Raw genomic sequence first — 19301 nt, 5'->3', positions numbered from 1 at the left:
TTTCATTTAGCCTGCGGGTCGTCATCAGAAAACGACTGGGCTTGCCAGCTGCCTTGGTTATAGAAATAAAGTTGGCCTTTCTCAAATCGAGCCAGGTGCATCCATTGATTGTTGATTAGAGAGGCAACAAGGGGCTGCTCATTGATGACCTTTTCAATGTGTTCCTGTGGTGCGTCAATCACTACGGTGGTGCGTAATGGCTCATGGCGCCACTGTTGTCCATCATGAACGGATTGCATGGCCAGGCCGATCCGTAAATCGCCACCATTGCCTTCGAATACACCGATGCGGCCGCCGACCACATTGTGTAGTGTTTTGTTACCGCTACCATAGCGATGATTATCAACGGTCGAGGCAAAGTACTGCATATTGATCCAATTAATAACGACCATCGGAGCAGTCATAATTTGTGTTAACAGACCGGCATCAGTATCTTGCGAAGCATCATACTCGTGCAGAAATGATCGCCCCTTGAAATCCAGGTTTCGGGTCAGAGAGCGTCGTCCCACGATAAAGCAGGCATTGTTGGCCAGCCCCCATTCGGGACGAGTTTGCGCCCAGTCATTGGCACGTTTGATAACCGCCTTTTGCAGTGCTTCAGGTTTTTGAGTTAACTTGCCAAGTCCAAGCGCCGGAGCACGTTCGGCTCGACAGGCTTTGCCAGCCTCGCTCAAGGCATCTTTAAGAGTTGGTAGAACTTCCTGTGCTTTTGCGCTGAGATTGTCTGCGTCAAACAGGCTGACCTGGTCTGTTGTGGTGTTATGCAGAGCGGCAACAAACCGAGTGTCTTCGGGCAGCTTAAGCCCTTTATCATGCAAACCTTTACGTACCTCGGGATCATTGAGGATATCGGCTAAGGCTCGAGCATTGACCTCGCCAGTCTGGCCACAACAGGCGCCACAGTCCAAGCCTGCTTTCTGCGGATTATTGGCTGTCTGGCTACCGTGGCCAACCAATAAAACAACCGGTGCAATGTTTTGCGTTAACCCCATACCCCGGAGGACGCCCTCGGCTAGCTCAATGCGTTGCGACAGCTCCGCCTGTAAGCGCGGACGAAGTTGCTGCGCCTGGCGTTGGTTTAAACCCAGTGCCGGTTTGGCCTGATGAGTATTGCGTGCTCTCGAACGATTGAGCAGGGTGTTCACATAGCTGATACCAAGGCTTTCAACCATGTTAAATGCTGAGCCTGGTAAAGAAAGGAATGATTTCCAGCTCGAAAGACTGCGCAGAGTTGTTTGTCGTTGACGACTGATAACTTCATCCACAGAAGCAGAGCCGCTGGTGTCTGTGACCACCATCTGTGGAGCCAGCAAACCTGGAAGTTGCGGTCGAACAGCATTGGTACCTAGCGGATGGTAGCTGACTGGAAGGCCAAAAAAACCGGCAAAACCAATCGTCTCAATATCATCTGACTGATTTTCCAGGTGGCGTCGGAAAACTTCCGAACGCACATCAATGCAGAAAGCTGCTTGAATCTTCACTGCTTGTGATTGTTGATTGTTTGAAGCCGAGTACTGCTGGAGGGTTTTGGCCAGTTCCTGCTGATAGCTGATTTCTTGTGCTCTTTGCCATACCAGCTTAGTGGTGGTGTGTTGAGCATTATAGTTTTCAAAATGGCCTTGCCACTGTGTCTGCCAGAGATGCCAGATTGAGCCTTCTTCACGCTCTCCATCATCGATCAGCATTTCCCAGGTCAGGCGAATAGCCAGTAATTGAAGCAGATTATCATCATCGTTACCCTGTAATTGTGCCTGCCATTTCAGGTAAGCACACCAGGCAGCCCAGCCACTGATGCGGTACATGACCGCCTGCAGATAATCCGCCCAGTTTTGTTTGGGAATATCTAGCTTGAGCAAGGCAATCTCAATTTGCTTGCGAGGATTTTCTTCGAGTTGTCTGGCGGCTCTAGGGATTCTGCTGGCCTGCATCAATAAACTGATACTGTGATCATCGCTTAAGGTATGACACCAGCTGGCATAGAGCGGAGCTGGGTCACTTGGATTCCAGTCGGATTGATCCTTATCGAAGTAAGCTGCACAAAATTGCGCTACCTGATGGGTGATGGCGTCACACCAGGCGGGTTTATGCTGTAAATCGCGTTGGCTGTCCAATGTATCGCATAACAGTGGCACGGGAGTGAGCAGTTGATCATCGCCATTCAGGGAATCAATCAATTGCTCAATCGTTAGATCGGTATCCAGCTCCTGAGCTGCCTGCTGCAAGTGTGACCGACTGATCTTACCTTCAGCCCATAACTGCTGGTAGTAAAAAAGTGGCATGGCCATTGGAGACCCTGCCAGGGTCGCCAGGTGATGCGACGTCTCGCTGAAGGTTTGCTCAAGGTGAGGCCAATAGGGATTTACAGCAATCATCTTATCCAGTGGCCAGCTCGGTGCTATGCTGCTGGTCGCAATCTGAATCGCCTCGTCCAGTTCGCGCTCAAAGGTTTCACTTTGCTGTTGAAGATTATTCATGCGCTTTCTCCTGAGGAATTGATGCGACGGTTCACTTTGGTTTCGGCCTGCACCGGACTGAGTTTTAACGGCCAGATTTTGAAGGTCAGGCGGGTAAAGGTTTCATCAAGATAGAAGCCGTTATAAATCCACGGGAAGCAGACTCTTAATAACCGACTGTTTGAATACTTGATGACCGCAATCTGGGCGAAATAAAGGAGTCCGAAGCTAAAAATAATCCAGATTAACTGCGGTAAATTATCGCTGGCCGCTGACGGCATGATCTGGCTGAAAACAAGGTGCCAGGCATAATATAGGTTTGCTATACCTAAGACTCTCACTGTTCCGAGTGTAAATAATTTTGCGGAGAAAGTTTTTTGATACCAGAGCAAAGGTGCCAACGCAAAGACCAGAATTACGATGATTTCCGAGGCCAGTAAAAAGGTTGGTAATAGCCATTGCCAGATCAGTAATGAGGCAATAATCAAAGCAGTCGCCACCAGTAAAGACATAATGATGCCTTTTGGCTCAGCCCAGGAAGGAAGGTAATCTTTGTGTTCGGCCTGTTTTACCGCGTCGCCGGCCGCCAGAAATGCATGGCCTTTGTAAATAGAGTGAGCGATGAGGTGAAGGAAGGCCAGTTCATAAAGACCAAGACCGATTTCCATCAGCATGAAGCCCATCTGTGCGCAAGTTGACCAGGCCAGTCTGACTTTAATACTGATACGAGTCATCATGACCCAGCCAGCCAGTACTGCCGTAATACTGCCTACCACCACCAATAGTAGCTGCGCCGGGATCGACATATTGATTAGAGTGGCCATGGTAATCAGAACATAACCGCCGATATTGACGACACCCGCATGCATTAATGCAGAAACAGGCGTTGGTGCTTCCATCACCTGAATGATCCAGCCATGAAGCGGAAGCTGTGCCGTTTTAAGAACCGCTGCAAGGGCAAACAGCACTGCCGCAAACTGTAATGGGAGCGTCAGTTCATTCATAACCGATAGAGATGCTGCAATCGTATTAATAGAAAGAGTATCAAGCTCAAGATAAATCAGAATCAATGCGACGCCTAAGGCAACTTCGCCAAGACGACTGACAATAAATTTTTTATGTGCGACCACCTGTGCCGCTTTGCGCTCACGATAAAAGGTTAGCAGGTAGTGCAGACTGATGCTGGTGCCCGTCCAGGCGACGGCCAGAATGAGAAGGTGAGTGGTTGAAATCAGAGTAAAGACACAGGCGATGGTAAAAAGAATCGCGTGGACAAACATCCGCTCTCGGGATTCTCCCTCAAGATAACGGGAGGAGTAACCAATAATCACCCAGCCCAGCAATGCTACCAGCAACCCCATGAGAACCGGAATTAGAGCAGGCGTTTGGCCGGTTATTAGCCATTCGATAAGGGGGTAACCAATACTGACCAATAGAGCCAGAAAAGCCGTAGCTCTAGCAATAAGCCAATGATGTCTGCCAGGGAGATAGCTAACAATAAATCCGATAAAGAAGATTGCAGCTAATGCTAACCCGCTGGCTACAAAAAAAGACATAACGACTCTCTTATTGGTTGCTCAAATCAAACGGTGCGTATTTTTGCATCCGTTTATGTGTTTTGTAAAATATATAGATGTGATATAAACGTTCTATAAAAAAGAACGATTGATATATGCGAAATCTAAATTTTCATCATCTACACTACTTCTGGACTGTGGCGAAAGAAGGTCATCTGACTCGCGCGGCAGAAAAACTGAACGTTTCCCAGTCGGCGCTTTCCTCACAAATTCGTCAACTTGAAGGTCAGCTTGAACATGATCTCTTCTTGCGTCAAGGTCGCAGCCTACAGCTGACGGAGGTCGGCCACGTTGTGTTGCAATACGCGGAAAGCATATTCAATTTGGGCAGTGAGCTGATGTCGGTGATGAAAAGCGGTGAACATCAGCAGGTACAGCAAATTAAAATTGGAGCGGTGGCGACTCTCTCGCGGAACTTTCAGGAGAACTTCCTGCGGCCGGTATTTGGTAATGCAGATATTAAGCTGGAGTTAAAGTCATCGAATCTTGAGGATCTATTAAATCAGCTTGAAGTCCACAAGCTGGATCTAGTGTTATCCAATCGACCGGTGGTGTCGGATTCAGTAACTCCCTGGCGCTGTAAACTGATCGATAAACAAAGAGTCTGCCTGGTGGGGCCTAAGGATAGTTACCTCGAAAGTCTGTCTTTCCCGAAAGATTTGGATAAAGTAAAAGTGCTGGTTCCAGGACCGGACAGTGAGATTCGTACGCAGTTCGATCTTTACTGCGAGGAACACGGAGTTTTAGTAACCCCTTATGCAGAAGTTGATGATATGGCAATGCTGAGACTTTTAGCGAGGGATTCAGGAGGTGTATCGGTTGTGCCAGAAGTTGTGGTACAGGATGAGATAGTCAGCGGGAAATTGAAGAAATACACAACATTTTCGACAGTGACAGAGAGCTTTTATGCCATAACAGCTAGACGACATTTTGATTTGCCGATCATTAAATCATTGCTTGGCTTGTAACTGTGACTGGAGCCGTGATTGTAACCGTAACTAAGACAATGACTCCGCAAATTGCAGAATCATTGTCTTACTAGTTTATTCGATATTCTGAACCTGCTCACGCATCTGCTCAATGAGTACTTTGATCTCAACGGCGCTGGCAGTAATGTCTGCATTTATGGATTTTGAACCAAGCGTGTTCGCTTCACGGTTAAACTCCTGCATCAGGAAATCCAGGCGTCGCCCAATTGGCCCACCTTTCTTGAGCATACGTTGAGCTTCTATGACGTGGGTTTTAAGGCGATCAAGTTCTTCTGCAACATCCAGTTTCTGCGCCAGGAAAACCAGCTCCTGCTCGAGACGCTCAGGATCTAATTCCACTTCGGCTTCTTTAAAACGATTGAGTAATTTATCACGCTGCCATTGCATGACCTGTGGCATCTGTTCGGACACTTTATCCACTTCAACACCAATACCAGCCAGACGCTGCTCAATCATCTCTGCTAACGCCGCACCTTCACGTTCACGAACGGTGATTAGTTGTTTCACTGCCTCTTCAAAGGCATTGCGCACGTCCTGCTCCATGGTATCTGTGTCAGCTTCTTCCTGCTGCAAAATACCAGGCCAACGAAGTAGCTGAGTCAGATCCGGCGATTGATTGTCCTGCGCCAGAACCTGAAGTTCCTCATGAGCGGTAAGCAGCTGTTGGGCCATTTCCTGATCCAGTTTGATCTTGCCGGCACTTTTCGAGTCCATTTCAACGCGCAGAGTGCAGTCGAGCTTGCCACGGCTGAGTTGTTTACGCAGTACTTCACGTAGCGAGAACTCAAGATGACGGAAGGTTTCCGGCATCCTGAAATTAGGTTCAAGGAATCGCTGATTTACGGATTTTATTTCCCAGGTTACGTTGCCCCACTCGGTCGCCACTTGCTGGCGAGCGAAGGCTGTCATGCTTCTAACCATGTAACTTAATGACCTTTTGCAGTATGTTCGGCTCAATTTACGAGCGAAAGCCCATTATTATGGGCGAAAAGGGCAATTGTACCTATCTTTGGCGGGATTGGCGATAGCGTATCAAGCAGGGTAAGTTATAGCGCTTTAACACTAAAGCGCTTTTCGTCTTCAAGCCGTAGCGCAGTGAGCTTATTGCCCCAGACACAGCCAGTATCAAGAGCGTGTAAGTTAGGTATCGGGCACTTTCCATTCAGTGCCGCCCAATGGCCAAAAACCAGTCGGGTTTGATGGCCGATTTCTGTCATCTCATACCAGGGGAATAATCCCTTGGCCTGTTTACCTGGTGAAGATTTGCTTTTGAAATCCAGGGTGCCATCGTGATGGACAAAGCGCATTCGAGTCAGTGCATTGGTGATATAACGGAGGCGTTCGATACCTTCAAGCTTATTACTCCAAAGAGCTGGCTTGTTGCCATACATATGTTTGAAGAAGTCTTTTGCGCTAGCTTTTTTAGCCAATACTTCTTCCAGCTCATAAGCACAGGCAAGCGTTGTCTTAAGTCCCCATTGTGGCGGCACACCAGCATGGGTCATCAGGGCATTCAGGTTCTTGTCGTAAATTGCCATCGGCTGTTTACGCAGCCACTTCATTACTTTCTTGATGTTATCGGCAGCGAAAATGGTATGCAGATCGCTTTTCTTCGGTAGTTTTGCTTTGGTGTAAAAACTGGCGAGCATGCTTAAGTCATGATTGCCAAGCACCAGCTGACAAACATCCTGATGCTCGTATGCGAATTGCAGCACTTCGAGTGATTTGGGGCCGCGATTGACCAGGTCACCGGCTAACCACAGTGTATCGTGTGCTGGGTTAAATTGAATTTTCTTTAGGAGCAGGCGGAATTCGTCGTAACAACCTTGAATATCACCGATTGCGTAAGTCGCCATAAAATCTAGTGCAGTGCTCCGGGAGCCGCAAGGCTAAATACAGGGATCGGTGTATCAAATTGGGTGCCGCTATCGGTTTCCATCTGATAGCTGCCCTGCATGGTGCCGATTGGAGTATTAAGAACTGCACCACTCGAGTATTCGTAGCTTTTGCCGGGGGCAATATAGGGCTGTTCGCCGACTACGCCCTGACCTTTGACTTCGGTGACTTCGCCGTTGGCATCGGTAATTACCCAGTGGCGGGCATTCAATGTAGCACCATGAGAGCCAGTATTGGTGATCTGGATGGTGTAGGCAAAAACATAGCGTTCGTTCTCTGGCTCGGACTGTTCTTCAATATATTGTGTCTGAACGCTAATCTGAAATTGGTATTCTTGAGTCATTATCTATTCTGTGTCTTATTAATTTACGAGAATGTGAAAGTACGAATGAGCAATGTGGGATTACTCATTATAACTGCATTGTCTATGGTTCATGGGGATGGCGCAACCCTCGATCAAGAGTTCCGTTGCCCTTAGGGCGGGATTTGCCGATGTGAAAGCTATAAGCCTGTGCTAATATTCGAGCAATTCAATGTGGCATTAGAAGAGTAGTAAACAATGAGTCATCTGAAAGATAAAACGGTAATGGTTACTGGGGCAAGCTCTGGATTTGGCCTGGCCTGTGCAAAATCATTTGCTCAAAAGGGTTGTAAAGTGATTGCAGCAGCTCGACGAAAAGAACGACTGGATGATTTGAAACAGGAGTTAAAGCAGGAGCTTGGCGAAGATAGAGTAATTGTTCTGCCATTGGACGTGACATCGGAAGAACAGGTTAACTCCATGTTTGACGCTATTCCTGAAGAGTATTCTAAAATTGATATTTTGGTTAACAATGCAGGTTTGGCATTGGGACTTGAACCGGCGCATCAGGCTGATTTAACTGACTGGAACCGTATGGTGGACACCAATATTAAAGGCCTGTATCTGATGACTCGAAAAATTCTGCCTGGCATGGTGGAGCGCAAGTCTGGACACATTATCAATATTGGTTCAATTGCTGGCAACTATGCTTATCCCGGTGGTAATGCATACGGTGCAACAAAAGCATTTGTAAAACAGTTCAGCCGAAACTTGCGAGCCGACTTACTGGGCACTCAGGTTCGTGTCACCAATATCGAACCGGGCCTTGCCGAAACTGAGTTTTCTTTGGTGCGCTTCCATGGTGACAAAGATAAGGCTGACAATGTTTACAAAGGGGCGAACCCATTGACTGCTGAAGATATCGCGGCATCAGTTTTGTGGGCTGCTGAGCAACCGCAACACGTCAATATCAATAGTATCGAATTAATGCCAACCTCGCAGGCTTGGGCTGCACTGGCGATTGATAAAGTGCTTGGTTAAGTAATCTAACTTAAGGAATTTAAATGACCCAACCTATTATTTTGCCATTAGTTGCAATGGTTTTTTTAACGATCATTGTTGCCATCGTGATGTACCGTCGTCGCGTCAGCTACATGAAAGCAGAGCGAATACATCCGCAGAAGGTGCACTCTAGAAAAGGTGGTCTTGAGCATTTCGACGATACTCGCGCGTCGGATAATTACATGAACTTGTTCGAACTGCCTATCCTCTTTTATGCAGCCATTTTTACCAGCATGCTGACCAACAACAGCTCAACCTTGATGGTTGCCCTCGCCTGGGCTTTCGTCGCTTTTCGAATCGCTCATAGCGTTATTCATTGTAGCTACAACAAAGTTATGCACCGCTTTACTGCATTCATTCTAAGTTTTATAACGTTAACTGCTTTGTGGCTGGTGCTGGCATCAAACCTAATTTTTGGAACCCAGTTTTAGCTATGAATATTGAAAAAGATACCGTTGTTGAATTGGATTATAAGTTAATGGATCAGGAAGGGCAGGTCTGGGAAAGCTCCGCAGAGGGTGGCCCCTGGATATACTTGCATGGATATGGCGAAGTGATGCCTGGGCTAGAAAAGGAGTTGACCGGCAAAGCAATTGGGCAAAAGGTTAAAGTAGAACTACCGCCTAATGAAGCCTACGGTGAGTACGAAGATGACCTGCGAACAGAGGTACCACGGGAAGCTTTTGCAGAAGTACAGAACTTGTGTGAAGGCATGCGTCTGGCTGCAGAAAGCAGTGATGGTGTTCATGCTGTGGTGGTTCGCGAAATCCATGATGATAAGGTGGTGATAGATGCTAATCACCCGTTGGCGGGTCAAACCGTTAAAGTTGAAGTGAAAATCTTGTCCGTTCGCAAGGCCTCAGATGAGGAAGTGGCACATGGTCACGTCCACCATCATGGTCATTGTGGGGAGTAGGAAAATTATTATTTGAATGAGCTGGTAAGGGCGGACCTGTGTCTCTGCCCTTTGTTAATCAGAAATTATCGGGATTTAATTTATCAAGATGCCAACGAATTGGATTGGTTTTGATGTAACCTCGGTATTTATCCAGTTCTTCCTCACTCCTAATTACTCGTTCCCAATAGTTTCTCTGCCATAATCGACTCTTAAATGGTGGCCAACCTTTATTTTTTACGCCTCGAATATAGTTGTTTGTAGTCATTGTTTTGAACCACTGGACAAGTGAGCATAAATTGGTAGGGGCAGACCTGTGTGTCTGCCCTAAGTGGACAATAAAGTGAACATGGTTTGGCATACAGACGAATACATCTTTAGTGCAAGCTTTGAATTTATTGGCAAGTTCTTTGTACCAATGCTCTAGCATAAAGCCCGCTGAATTAAGCAACATGTCGCCCTTATTATTGATATTTCCAAATAAACAAAGGTGATCTTGAGCGCAAATAGTTACAAAGTAAGCACCGGGAGTGGAGTAATTATAATTTGATAAGCGGATAGAGCGACTGTTTCTTTCCTGAAACATTGTGTTGTCCTTAGGTGATTTGGGCAGACACACAGGTCTGCCCCTACCGATTATTGTGAGAAATTAAACCGCTACGGCCTTGCGCTGCAGGTCAAATATTTCACGAATACCCTGTTTTCCTAATTCCAGCATTTGCATTAATTCATCGCCAGTGAAGGTTTCACCTTCGGCTGTGCCTTGAATTTCAATGAAGCCACCATTTTCATCCATAACCAGGTTCATGTCGGTTTCGGCAGATGAGTCTTCAATGTAATCCAGGTCGAGGATTGGGGTGCCTTTATAAATGCCTACCGATACTGAGCCAACCATATGACGAAGAGGGTTGGTTTTAATCATGCCTGTTTTACGCATATGGAATAATGCGTCATGAAGGGCAATGCTAGCGCCGGAAATGGAGGCTGTTCGGGTGCCGCCGTCGGCCTGGATTACATCGCAGTCTACATAAATGGTATTTTCACCCAACTGTCCCAGATCAACTGCTGCGCGCAGAGAACGACCGATTAAACGCTGAATCTCCAGAGTGCGCCCACCCTGTTTACCACGTGAAGCTTCACGGTCCATGCGAGAATGAGTTGAGCGGGGAAGCATACCGTACTCTGCGGTGACCCAACCCTGCCCTTTGCCCTTCAGGAAACGAGGAACGCCTTCAACCACACTGGCATTACAAAGAACCTTGGTTTCACCGAACTCGATAAGAACAGAGCCTTCTGCATGCTTGGTGAATTGTCGCGTGATGGTAATTGGACGAAGTTGATTGCTTGTGCGGCCACTCGGTCTCATGTGAATCCCTATATTTGGATGGAGTTAAGAGGCGCAATTATACGAAAAAGCCAGTGATATTCCTATGGTAAAAGGAGTAAGGTATAGACTTAAGGGAGACTATTACAGTGATATAAGTTTTTGTTTTGTGAGGTTGATTGTCAGTATTTTTGACATTGCTCACAGTTTTAGTGACAACCTCGGCGAGCTCTGTTGGCTTTGCGATTTGTATCACAATGTATCCAAACCTGTTGCGCTAACCTAGCTCTCACTCAAAAGTGGAGGTAAATAACTATGAAATTTAAACATGGCTTAGTACTAGCCAGTGTTTTATTAGCGTTGGCTGGTTGCAAATCTGATGATGATCCCGAGAGCGGTAAATTAGCATTAGCAATTACTGACGCACCTGTGGACGGTGCAGAAGCTGTTGTTGTTGAGTTTACCGGTATTGAGGTTCAAGGCCCAGGCGAGCGCTTGAATTTCGATTTTGATACGCCGAAAACCATCGACTTATTGCAGCTTACAGGCGATGAATCACTTGAGCTACTGCCTGAAACTACGGTTAATGCAGGTCAATATCAGTGGATTCGACTGAAAGTGAACGCTAATCAGGGAGTGACTGACTCCTATATCGATATTGATGGTGCAAGATATTCATTGTATGTCCCAAGTGGGGCGCAAACTGGATTAAAGCTTAATCGTCCGTTTACCGTTGCTGCGGGCGGTATTACAGACTTCACCATTGATTTTGATTTAAGAAAGTCTGTGCATGAACCTCAAAATGGTAGTGGTGATTACTTCCTGCGTCCAACGTTACGTATCGTTGATAACTTAGAAGTTGGCCATATCAATGGCTTAGTTGACGAAAATCTACTCAATGCAGAGGGCTGCTCTGAAACCAGTGGTGTTTATCTGTTTGCTGGCTATGATGCTGAAACAGACGACATCGACGCTAACGAACCAGAGCCAATTACCACTACAACCGTTGAGATGAATACCGATGGTTTGTATGAGTATGAAATTGGTTTTGTTCAGGCCGGTGATTACACTCTAGCCTTTACCTGTGAAGCAGCTAATGACAATCCGGAAACGGACGACACAATCAACTTTAGTGTTACACAGAATGTTACGGTTACTGTGGATGAAACGGCTACTGTTGACTTCTAATTAGTCGCTGTAAGTATAAAAAAAGGTCGGTTTTTACCGACCTTTTTTTATGGATGGATCTAACTTTAGTTTGATGGAGTTGAGCCTTTTAGTAGTCCACGCCCGGAGCGATAGATAAGCCAAAGGAAAAACAGTGGAAACAGAATCGTTTGCACAATAAAGACAGTGATTAATTCAATCACATTCTGACTGGCGCGTTCAGCAGCAGCTTGGTAGGCTTCGATCTGTTTTTTGATGTCCAGTTGGCTTATCGCATTACTTAACCACTCTTTTGCACCTTGATAGGCCGACTTTTCCTGATGACTTGCGGCATCCTGTTCTGGCGTATTGTTCTCAATGGTCTGGCTGACACCCTCTAACTCAGTTGTTGCCTGCTGGTAATTAGTTGCCAGAAATAACTGATAAAGTCCTTCATTAGTCAGCGCCATGGCCGGTGTAGCAAATCGAACCAATATCAGGAAGATAACCGTTTTATGCCATAACGGGTGTAAGCCTTTGGGTTTGTTTCGTTTGACGATCAGCATGACGCCATAAATGATCCAGAAGCCTATCACCAGATAGTTGAACAGATCCCAGGCGGAAATGGCGAGCAGAAGTTTTTGCACGCCAATGGCTGATGCGGCCACCAGCATAACCAATGAAAAACGCTCGATAAGATCGTTCACCGGATCAAGAATTTCCCCGGGTGACACATTCAGCCCAACACCAGCTGGCTGCATGGCAATTTCAGCCTCCTGGGCTACCGAAATAAGGCCATTGAGAGTTCGGGCAACCGCAAAGGAAATTAAAGCGCGTTTTAAAGCCTCATTGGCATATTCTTCGCCAAAATGGTCCAAAGCTTTGCTGCCAGCCAATAAGGAAGCCAGCAATAAACCTAAAATATAGATAGAAAGATTTAATTTTTTCATAGAGTTACCTCGCTATGATTAGATTATCCTAGCAAGAGGTTATATAGAATTCCTCAAAAAGCTTTGTAGATTGAGCAGCAGTTTTGATTTGAACAAAAGAAAAAAGAGCAACTGGGGCCGCGCTGCTACCCATCCTGCCAGAGGTTTGGAGGGGTAGGATTTCCAGCAATGGATAGCAGCATAATGCGGCGCTTCCCAGACTTGCTCCTCCTTGAGGAGATGTTTACTGTGGCATAAGTTTCCGTCTTAAGCCGAGCAGTGTTAATGCTAATAGTAGCCACAATGGCGTCGAGCCACCGCCACCACCGCCTGAATCGGGTTCTGGCTGAGGAGTAGGTGGTGTTGGGGGGACGGTGTCACCAAGCTGACTATTATCCTTCAATACGAATAAGCCATTGGAAATATCGCTGACCAGGATATTGCCGCTGGGTAAATATGGATAGGCTCCCCAGGCGCCGTCAAACTGTGGGTCATTGGCCTCAGGAATTGGATAGGTATCGAAAAAACCTATCTCTTTAGGTTCAGTTGGATCCGATACATCAAGAATGGTTAAACCACGCTTGTAGTTAGACATATAGTACTTATCGCCAAGAGTGAAACCATTATGGTCAATGGCTCTAGTTGAACCTTCATACCAACCAATGGCTCTTGGAGCGGTCAGGTCTTGAATATCCATGACATAAAGTCTTGAGTTGACTCCAAGATTCCGTTCATCCAGCTCATCCTGAATAAATATGTAGTTTTTATCCTTGGAGTACCAGCCGGAGTGGGTATAACTTGCCCCAGCATAACTGGTGCTGCTGATTTTGAAGGGAGCAGACTTATCTGTGGTATCCCAGATATCAACCGTGTTCTCATTGAAGTCCACGAAAATCTCGCAGGGGTTATGGCCGTCTGCACATTGTGCGGTACGAGCATCGTCAATGATTAAATTGGTTGCATCATGGACATAACCAGCAGAACTTGGAGTAGTGACAAGAGTTGGATTGACCGGATCAGTTAGGTCAAACACCCGATAGGAGCCGTTGTCAAGATTGGAGCCTGCGATATATAGGTAGGCTGCATGACCATCAAGCGCAGTTCCGTCAGCGTAGTTGATGTTACCCAGGTAAACGTTATGCGCGGTCTGGAATACATTAATAGTATTTACCAGCTCAATTGATTCAGGCGCATTACTGAGATCGATAATCTGCAACCCACCCTGGCCTTCGGTAGTGACATAGGCGTAGGCTTTATATTGTTGGGCAGCGTCGTCGAAATATTGATAGACCTTAACGTCACGCCAGGTGCTGTTTGCGCCAGTTACCGTACCCACCTCGATCGGATTAACCGGATCAGTAACATCAATCAATACGGTTCCGTTGAATAGCCCCATTACCGCATATTCACGATTATTGTTTAAATCCACATAACCCCAGATATCACTGGCACTGGAAGGGGTGGAGCTCAATTGGCTTAAGGGCAGGTGTGACTCAAGATCGACATTGCGGCAAGGGTATTCACCAGCCTGACCACTTGAGCAGGTTAATTGTTTCTCAAAAGTGGTGGTAATTTTCTGATAGCGGTCCAGTAGCTTGAGGTATTCGGGCTTGAGACGTTGTTCTGGAAGACCCTTGGCATCCTGCAGTAAATGAAATCCTTTACTGTCTAGCTTTTCGCGATACTCAGCAGGTATGCCAGTTATGGTTGTCAGGTGTTTTTCAGGATTCTGTTTGGCGAATTGATCTTTAGTAGAAAAACCGCCTTTCACTGCGACCATGTCATTAAGCAAATAAAAGATATCCATCTCGCCGGCATGGTAAGTGCCTGATGCGACATAAATCTTATCGCCTTTGCTGGACTGATTGACCGCATAAGCAATGCTGGCGCAAGGTGCAGAAGGTTTGGAACAATCACCCTGGTCGGTGCCGTTGGCTGCAACATAACGCACCGGATGCGAGCCGCTATGGGCCGAAACTGGTGGGTGCAGTAAAGAGATGAGTACTAACCCAAGACTTCCTGTGACTGTAATTATTGATTTCATGTGAGCTACCCCGCTTCTATCATGTGAATCTATCGGAGAAACGTTATCCGAACTTACGACAATATCACATTAAAACAATTAGACGCTGAACAGTTACAATCTGTTACAGAAATCTGCATTAAATCAGAGGCTTAGTACATAGAATGAGGACTGGTACAGAAGTTCGGAGTTAGCCATGGTGCGCATCATATTTTTAGTGTTGCTTGTACAATTAGCAGGGCCGGTTAAAGCTCAATTAACCGACAAAATAGAGGTTTTACCTCAGGGTAGTGAGCTGATAAATCTTAATGGCCACAGTCTACATATTCGGAAATTAGGAAATCCTGAAATTTCAGAGTCTTATCTACTGTTATTATCAGGTCCAACCGACAACTGGCATAGTGATAGTGGCTGGTGGGCGTTAGCGCAAAATGTGCTTGCAGAAGATTATTACACGGTTGCCGTAGACCGAGCCGGACACGCCTGGTCAGATCCCGTTGCTAAACCTTCTTACCAACAGTTTGGCAAAGACATATCAAGTTTCATCAGACAACAGCGAGAGCCGGTGATTATTGTGGCTTTTGCAAGTTCAAACCTGTCACTGCATACCACCCTGCAAAATTCAGAAGCAGCACAATACATCCAAGGTGCAGTATTGATTGACCCTGATGTATTAACCGAACACTCCATAAAACACTACTCCACAGAAACTGAACGTTATCGAGAAGGCTGGGAAGAGATAGAGCAGTACATAACATCGGGTCAGTACGATGAAAATATTCAGCAAAAGATTATTGCTGAGAGAGAGCATGTAAAAACATTAATTCCTGAAAATCTTGAGGAATACATGAATTGGGATTATTACGACGCCATAGAATCGATCAGAAACACCCGAAGTTTTCAGCTGGAGAAATTTCGAGAAACAACTCATTACCGCAACGATCTTTCGCAAGCAAAAAAACACCCTTTGCCAGAAAGCTTACCGCTGGTGGTGATCGATAGTGACTTTGAAACAGCGTACCTACCCAAGATTGAAGATGAATCAATGAAAGCCTCAATCGTTCAGTGGCGAGATGAAGGACGTGACTGGTTTTTTGCATTAGCGCAGAAAAGTCAATGTGGTGCTTACTGGCCATTAGAAAGCCAGGAGCATTTGATAATGATGGAGCAGCCCGAGCTGATTACTCGGGCTGTCGAGAAATTGCTGAATTGTGAATAAGGGTTATAGCGGACGCTGAACGCCATCTTTGATGGCTTGCTCTCTGACCGCTTCGGCAACTTTTTGTGCTACGTTGCGGTTGAGCGGATCAGGCAACACATGGTCGGCTGCCAGATGATTCACTGCATCGGCTAACGCATAGGCAGCGGCAATTTTCATGGCCTCGGTAATGCGGGTAGCGCGCGCTTCAAGTGCACCTCGGAAGATCCCCGGGAAAGCCAGTACGTTATTAACTTGATTCGGGAAGTCACTGCGACCTGTACCAACCACTGAAGCGCCGGCGGCTATGGCTTCGTCAGGCATGATTTCTGGAATGGGGTTGGCCATTGCCAGGATAATCGGGCCTTCATTCATTAACTTGATATCGTCTCCGGTTAGCAGGTTACCTTTTGATACGCCGATGAACACATCGGAATCTTTCAAGGCATCAAGCAGCTTGCCACCGCGGTTGTGACGATTGGTGTAAGCCAGAAGTTTTTTCTTCTCTTCGTTCAGGTCAGAGCGATCCGGAGAAATGATTCCTTGAGAATCACAGACCAGAACATCTTCGACAGGAATACAGGCTGCTTCATCATGACCCACGCAACGCAACAATTTGGCAATTGCAGTTCCGGCTGCACCAGCGCCATTGATGACCACTTTAAGTTCTTTGATGTCTTTGCCAGTGACTTTGCAGGCGTTGATTAAGGCTGCCAACAATACAATCGCGGTGCCGTGTTGATCATCATGAAAAACCGGAATACCGATATCCTGCAAGGCCTCTTCAATTTCAAAGCACTTGGGAGCAGCGATATCTTCAAGGTTGATACCACCAAACGTTGGGGCGATGGCTTTTACTGCGGTAATGATTTCTGCAGCACCTTTGGCATCAAGGACTAACGGCACACCGTCAATATCGGCAAATTCTTTAAACAGAATGGCCTTGCCTTCCATAACCGGCAAGGCAGCCTCAGGACCAATATTGCCAAGCCCCAATACCGCCGAACCGTCGGAGACAATGGCCACCGAGTTACCTTTCATGGTGTAGAGGTAACTGGAGTTTTTGTCTTTGGCGATATGATTAGAGACTGCGGCTACACCCGGAGTGTAGGCAATGGATAGGTCTTCACGGTTTTGCAATGGCACCTTGCTCTTGATGGCCCATTTGCCACGTAAATAACGGTGAATATCTAAAGATTTTTTGAAATAGTCGCTCATAAGTTAGCTTGGTTCGCGATAAATGGCTGCAATGATACGCTTATTGTAAGGGATTTGTGGTCGGATTAGCAGGGAATCATCGAGATTGTGGCTAATTAATTGGGCCAGTTCAAGGTGTGTTTTCACCTTTCGCTGGCCACTATAACTCTGTGCTATTTTTTATGGGGAAATGCTTTGCTCAGCCAGTAGTCGGCTGAGAAGTAACGGCCTGAACCAGTAAAGAACAACGATAGCAACACGATAAAGTAAGTTGCTGCAAATTCGATACCATTTTGCAGGATAACGATATTACCTTTTTCGGTTAACCAGCTGTAATTACCATGGTCTTGCAGAATGGTTCTTGCCCTGGCCAGTCGTTCTGATATTTCAGGATCGGTGGATTGAGCAATCGCAAACCAGCCGTTATCCCAGTGCACTGCAAAAATGGCGACCAGCATGGTTATCATAAGAGGGATGGTAATCCAGCGAACAGCCAGACCGATCAGTAATAAAATTGCTCCAACGGTTTCTGCGCTTGCGGCAAGAAAGGTCATGACCTCAGGAAAAGGCAAACCTAATCCCCATTCACTATTGCCAAACCAGTTGGCAGTGCTTTCGAAATTGGCAAATTTGCGTGTGCCCGCTTCCCAGAACGGAAAGAATAATAAAAGACGAAACATCAGCGGTGGTAAACCATCAAGGTGTTTGACCGAGTTACATACGGCACCGGTAAAACTGTAGTACTTATCGGCTAGAGTTTGCATGGATTAGCTCCTGTTTATAGATTCTTGGTCGGAATCTTGTTTTCTTGATAAGGATGAACTTTATCAATTGGAGTCGAAAGTCCGGATTCTGTTACAACCCGCATATGATGGCGTTTGAGCTGGCGTGGCTCCTTGACCCCACAGGAGTGCGCAATCATGCCCACCGCTTTCACCATATTCTTATGATAATGATAGACACGAACAGATTTGTCTGTGATGTCGAGCCCTTTTTGTAGATCCGGATTATGGGTGGTGACGCCAGTCGGGCAGGTATTCTTATTACACTGCATAGCCTGAATGCAGCCAAGGGCAAACATAAAGCCGCGGGCAGACAGCACAAAATCCGCACCCATGGCCAGAGCCCAGGCGACCATGGATGGGTTTATCATCTTGCCTGAACCAATGACCTTGATACGATCACGTAGGCCTTGCTGTTGTAGAATATCAATTACCATAGGCAGGCTTTCTTTAAGGGTCAAGCCGACATAGTCAAACAACGGCTGGGGCGCAGCACCTGAACCTCCATCAGCACTGTCTACCGTAATGAAATCGGGCGCAAATTCGATGCCTCTTTTATGAATTTCAGCGCACAGCTCAAAGAGAAAATGCTCGCTACCAAGCACCGTTTTAAAACCAACCGGCTTGCCAGTAATCTCACGGATATGGTTGATTAAATCCAATAAGTCGCCGACAGTATGAATTTCCCTATGACCATTAGGACTGATTGAGGCTTCACCTGCAGGGATGCCACGAATTTTAGCAATTTCTTCATTAACTTTCTCAGCTGGAAGAATCCCCCCTTTTCCTGGCTTTGCTCCTTGGGCCAGTTTTAGCTCAATCATTTTTACTTGCGGGTGTTCGGCCACCTCTTTGAGTTTATCATCACTCAGCTTGCCTTCGGCATCGCGAACTCCATACTTGGCAGTTCCAATCTGAAATACCACATCTCCACCACCGGTTAAATGATAGGGAGAAAGACCACCTTCACCGGTATTGATCCAGCAACCGGCACGAGCGGCGCCCCTTGCCAAGGCTTCAACAGCAACTTTAGAAAGTGCGCCGTAACTCATGCCGGAAATATTGAAAAAGCTTTGTGCAAGGTAAGGGGTACGACAATAGGGGCCAATCATCACAGGAGGCGCCTCAACCGCGTCTTCCTCCTGAGTTGGGAACTGGTCATTCATAAACAAAACCGTTCCCACCTGATTGAGATTGCGAGTCGAACCGAAAGCCTGAGTTCGACTAATATCTTTAGCTGCGCGATAAACCCAGGTGCGTTCAGCGCGATTAAAAGGCAACTCCTCCCGATCCATCGAGAAAAAATACTGTCGGAAAAACTCGCCAAGGTGCTCAAACCAATAACGGAAGCGTCCAATAACTGGGAAGTTATGGCGAATAGCGTGTTTCTTCTGAGTCGAATCAATGATGTAAAACACAATGATGGTCAGAAGCAGCAAAATAACCGCGACCACGAAGAATCCGGCTATCCACTCCATAGTGGTTTTGACAAACGACATAAAACCTTCTGTTTGCATACTAGTCCTTTG

At 46.5% G+C, this 19301-nt stretch carries 18 protein-coding genes; 6 read left to right on the top strand and 12 right to left on the bottom strand.

From position 1 onward, the window contains the following. Positions 1–2 precede the first annotated feature (2 nt). Together CW740_RS11350 and CW740_RS11345 are read right to left on the bottom strand one after the other, a co-directional pair. Positions 3–2474 carry a YbcC family protein gene (locus CW740_RS11350; RefSeq protein WP_106647602.1) on the bottom strand — a complete coding sequence of 824 codons (2472 nt, stop codon included), beginning with the start codon at positions 2472–2474 and terminating at the stop codon, positions 3–5. Continuing rightward, on the bottom strand, positions 2471–4009 hold the full coding sequence (locus CW740_RS11345; RefSeq protein ID WP_106647601.1) for an NADH-quinone oxidoreductase subunit L: 1539 nt from the start codon (positions 4007–4009) through the stop codon (positions 2471–2473). The genes CW740_RS11350 and CW740_RS11345 overlap by 4 nt, the downstream gene beginning before the upstream one ends. Before the next feature lie 116 nt (positions 4010–4125). Here CW740_RS11345 and CW740_RS11340 point away from each other — a divergent pair, with 116 nt between their 5' ends. Next, on the top strand, positions 4126–4998 hold the full coding sequence (locus CW740_RS11340) for a LysR family transcriptional regulator (RefSeq protein ID WP_106647600.1): 873 nt from the start codon (positions 4126–4128) through the stop codon (positions 4996–4998). A gap of 75 nt (positions 4999–5073) precedes the next feature. Here the strand turns inward: CW740_RS11340 and CW740_RS11335 are convergent, their stop codons facing one another. The 3 genes from CW740_RS11335 to apaG form a co-directional block, all read right to left on the bottom strand. Beyond that, entirely contained in the window at positions 5074–5940 is an 867-nt protein-coding gene (locus CW740_RS11335) for a YicC/YloC family endoribonuclease (RefSeq protein WP_026309208.1), read from the bottom strand. A 125-nt stretch (positions 5941–6065) separates the two neighbouring features. Then, on the bottom strand, positions 6066–6875 hold the full coding sequence (locus tag CW740_RS11330) for a symmetrical bis(5'-nucleosyl)-tetraphosphatase (protein ID WP_106647599.1): 810 nt from the start codon (positions 6873–6875) through the stop codon (positions 6066–6068). A 5-nt stretch (positions 6876–6880) separates the two neighbouring features. Next, positions 6881–7258 carry a Co2+/Mg2+ efflux protein ApaG gene (gene apaG / locus CW740_RS11325; RefSeq protein WP_018623846.1) on the bottom strand — a complete coding sequence of 126 codons (378 nt, stop codon included), beginning with the start codon at positions 7256–7258 and terminating at the stop codon, positions 6881–6883. Between the two features lie 216 nt (positions 7259–7474). Between apaG and CW740_RS11320 the strand changes: the two genes are divergently transcribed. From CW740_RS11320 to CW740_RS11310, 3 genes are read left to right on the top strand one after another with little or no spacing between them, the layout of a single operon-like run. Continuing rightward, complete coding sequence (locus CW740_RS11320; RefSeq protein WP_106647598.1) at positions 7475–8257, top strand: SDR family oxidoreductase; 783 nt, start codon at positions 7475–7477, stop codon at positions 8255–8257. 23 nt (positions 8258–8280) lie between these two features. Then, positions 8281–8709, top strand: a complete 429-nt coding sequence (locus tag CW740_RS11315) for an MAPEG family protein (RefSeq protein WP_106647597.1) — start codon at positions 8281–8283, stop codon at positions 8707–8709. A gap of 2 nt (positions 8710–8711) precedes the next feature. Continuing rightward, complete coding sequence (locus CW740_RS11310; RefSeq protein ID WP_106647596.1) at positions 8712–9194, top strand: FKBP-type peptidyl-prolyl cis-trans isomerase; 483 nt, start codon at positions 8712–8714, stop codon at positions 9192–9194. A 58-nt stretch (positions 9195–9252) separates the two neighbouring features. Here CW740_RS11310 and CW740_RS11305 read toward each other — a convergent pair whose 3' ends face one another. Together CW740_RS11305 and rph are read right to left on the bottom strand one after the other, a co-directional pair. Next, on the bottom strand, positions 9253–9759 hold the full coding sequence (locus tag CW740_RS11305; protein ID WP_106647595.1) for a transposase: 507 nt from the start codon (positions 9757–9759) through the stop codon (positions 9253–9255). Positions 9760–9822: 63 nt separating this feature from the next. After that, positions 9823–10539: a ribonuclease PH gene (gene rph / locus CW740_RS11300; protein WP_106647594.1), complete on the bottom strand. Its 717-nt coding sequence runs from the start codon at positions 10537–10539 to the stop codon at positions 9823–9825. A gap of 273 nt (positions 10540–10812) precedes the next feature. Between rph and CW740_RS11295 the strand changes: the two genes are divergently transcribed. Continuing rightward, on the top strand, positions 10813–11685 hold the full coding sequence (locus CW740_RS11295) for a DUF4382 domain-containing protein (protein ID WP_106647593.1): 873 nt from the start codon (positions 10813–10815) through the stop codon (positions 11683–11685). A 65-nt stretch (positions 11686–11750) separates the two neighbouring features. Here the strand turns inward: CW740_RS11295 and CW740_RS11290 are convergent, their stop codons facing one another. Together CW740_RS11290 and CW740_RS11285 are read right to left on the bottom strand one after the other, a co-directional pair. Further along, on the bottom strand, positions 11751–12593 hold the full coding sequence (locus tag CW740_RS11290) for a hypothetical protein (RefSeq protein ID WP_106647592.1): 843 nt from the start codon (positions 12591–12593) through the stop codon (positions 11751–11753). Between the two features lie 223 nt (positions 12594–12816). After that, on the bottom strand, positions 12817–14616 hold the full coding sequence (locus tag CW740_RS11285; protein ID WP_106647591.1) for a choice-of-anchor B family protein: 1800 nt from the start codon (positions 14614–14616) through the stop codon (positions 12817–12819). A gap of 175 nt (positions 14617–14791) precedes the next feature. Here CW740_RS11285 and CW740_RS11280 point away from each other — a divergent pair, with 175 nt between their 5' ends. Further along, positions 14792–15814, top strand: coding sequence for an alpha/beta fold hydrolase (locus CW740_RS11280; RefSeq protein ID WP_106647590.1), 1023 nt, complete (start codon positions 14792–14794; stop codon positions 15812–15814). Positions 15815–15817: 3 nt separating this feature from the next. On the opposite strand, the gene CW740_RS11275 is transcribed toward CW740_RS11280, so the two are convergent. The 3 genes from CW740_RS11275 to CW740_RS11265 all read right to left on the bottom strand — a co-directional run bounded on the left by CW740_RS11275 (position 15818) and on the right by CW740_RS11265 (position 19289). Then, positions 15818–17011, bottom strand: a complete 1194-nt coding sequence (locus CW740_RS11275) for an NAD(P)-dependent malic enzyme (protein WP_106647589.1) — start codon at positions 17009–17011, stop codon at positions 15818–15820. Positions 17012–17163: 152 nt separating this feature from the next. Beyond that, positions 17164–17754 carry an HvfX family Cu-binding RiPP maturation protein gene (locus tag CW740_RS11270; RefSeq protein ID WP_106647588.1) on the bottom strand — a complete coding sequence of 197 codons (591 nt, stop codon included), beginning with the start codon at positions 17752–17754 and terminating at the stop codon, positions 17164–17166. 14 nt (positions 17755–17768) lie between these two features. Then, entirely contained in the window at positions 17769–19289 is a 1521-nt protein-coding gene (locus CW740_RS11265) for an FMN-binding glutamate synthase family protein (RefSeq protein WP_106647587.1), read from the bottom strand. Positions 19290–19301 lie beyond the last annotated feature (12 nt).

Origin of the sequence: Kangiella profundi (assembly GCF_002838765.1) — a bacterium.
Taxonomy (GTDB): Bacteria; Pseudomonadota; Gammaproteobacteria; order Enterobacterales; family Kangiellaceae; genus Kangiella; species Kangiella profundi.
The sequence above is the reverse complement of the archived record's forward strand: the minus strand, read 5'-3'. Positions and strand labels throughout refer to the sequence as shown.